General features: G+C 68.1%; 2 protein-coding genes. Both read right to left on the reverse strand.

Annotation, left to right across the window (positions count from 1 at the left end):
• The coding region (locus tag EN932_RS37025) for an ATP-binding cassette domain-containing protein (RefSeq protein WP_128369569.1) at window positions 1-466 on the reverse strand (466 nt) is incomplete at its 3' end.
• A gap of 6 nt (window positions 467-472) precedes the next feature.
• Window positions 473-909, reverse strand: a 437-nt coding sequence (locus tag EN932_RS37030; RefSeq protein WP_164890888.1) for an iron ABC transporter permease, incomplete at its 5' end; no start/stop codon positions are given.

Genomic DNA, 909 nt, shown 5'->3' on the forward strand with positions numbered 1-909 from the left:
CCGGCGCCCAGACCTGGCACAGCACGCGCGCCAACTGAACGCGCTGTTGCTCCCCGCCGGAAAGCTCCTGGTAGAAACGGCCGGCAAAGCCGTCGAGATCGACACGCGCCAGCGCCCGTTCCGGCAGCCGCGCATCCTCGCCCGGCAAGGCGCCCGAACGGCCGCCGACAAGACCAAGCTTGACCACTTCCCGCACGGTGAACGGGAACGACAGCGTCGTCGCCTGCGGCAGCACCGCGCGATGGACGGCTGCCTCGGCCGGCTTCATCGGCGAGAGATCTCGGCCGTTGAGGGCAACGCGGCCGGTATAGGCGAGCTCGCCGGAGAGCGCTTTGAGGAAGGTCGTCTTGCCCGAACCATTGGGGCCGACGATGGCGGCGATCTCGCCGGGCCGCGCGTGGAAATCGACACCACTGACGATAGGCTTGCCGGCGATATCAACCGAAACATCCTTTGCCTCGATCATCAAGCCTCACAAATCAACCACGCCGCGCTTGCGCAGCAGGATCCAAAGGAAGAACGGCGCGCCCGCTACCGCGGTGACGATGCCTATCGGCAGTTCGGCCGGCGCAACGATAGTGCGTGCGACCGCATCGGCCAGAAGCAGCAGCGAGGCGCCGAGCAGCGCCGACGCCGGCAGCAGATAGCGATTGTCCGGACCAATCAGCAGGCGCAGCAGATGCGGCACCACGATGCCGACGAAGCCGATGCCGCCGCTGACGGCGACGGATGCGCCGACCGCGGCGGAGACGCCGACGATGGCCGTGTATTTCAGCCGCTGCACCGGAATGCCGAGATGGCCGGCGGTCGCCTCGCCAAGCGCCAGCGCGTTGAGGCCGCGTGCCAGGAACGGCATCGCCGCCAGCGCCAGGACGATGATCGGCCCTACCGACGCGATCTTCGCCCAGG

This window comes from Mesorhizobium sp. M7A.F.Ca.US.002.01.1.1 (assembly GCF_004022955.1).
Taxonomy (GTDB): domain Bacteria; phylum Pseudomonadota; class Alphaproteobacteria; order Rhizobiales; family Rhizobiaceae; genus Mesorhizobium; species Mesorhizobium ciceri.